2 protein-coding genes are annotated in these 525 nt (G+C 46.5%); both read right to left on the bottom strand.

The window, feature by feature from the left end; all coding sequences use genetic code 11:
• A partial coding sequence (gene rpsO, locus VT06_RS17230; protein WP_046555563.1) for a 30S ribosomal protein S15 occupies nucleotides 1-246 on the bottom strand: 246 nt, incomplete at its 3' end.
• A gap of 98 nt (nucleotides 247-344) precedes the next feature.
• A partial coding sequence (locus VT06_RS17225; RefSeq protein WP_046555562.1) for a tRNA pseudouridine(55) synthase TruB occupies nucleotides 345-525 on the bottom strand: 181 nt, incomplete at its 5' end.

The raw sequence follows: 525 nt of genomic DNA, 5'->3' as shown, positions 1-525 counted from the left end.
GATAAGCTCTAAATAACGCTCATCGTTTTTACGCTTAAGGTAATCCAACAATTTACGACGTTGGCTTACCATACGCAACAAACCACGACGCGAGTGATGGTCGTGAATGTGCTTTTTGAAGTGACCTTGCAAATGATTAATTTGCGCGGTTAATAAAGCTACCTGAACTTCAGGTGAACCTGTATCGCCTTCTGCACGTGCGAAATCTTTTACGATTTGAGCTTTTACATCTGCACTTAGTGACATTGTATATCTCCAATTTAATGATGCCGGAGCCGATCACTAATTCAGCCCCAACGGGAAGCGCGGATTATACGCACTTAACTTCTTAAAAACAAGATCAATTACTGCGCGTCAGGAAGCGTAAGCACCCTTTTCGGCCAGTATTCGCCATTCTCTCGACGTTCGCCTACACCAACAAATTGTTGGCTATCCGCAATGCGAATTCGCGCCAATGGTGCCTGCGAATCCTCGCGATTATCTGCATGCACTGGCGTTGCCCCTGCCGGTATCGGCTGACCATGC

Source organism: Arsukibacterium sp. MJ3, from assembly GCF_000987765.1.
In the GTDB taxonomy this organism is placed as follows: Bacteria; Pseudomonadota; Gammaproteobacteria; order Enterobacterales; family Alteromonadaceae; genus Alishewanella.
This window is presented reverse-complemented; position numbering and strand designations above follow the sequence as displayed.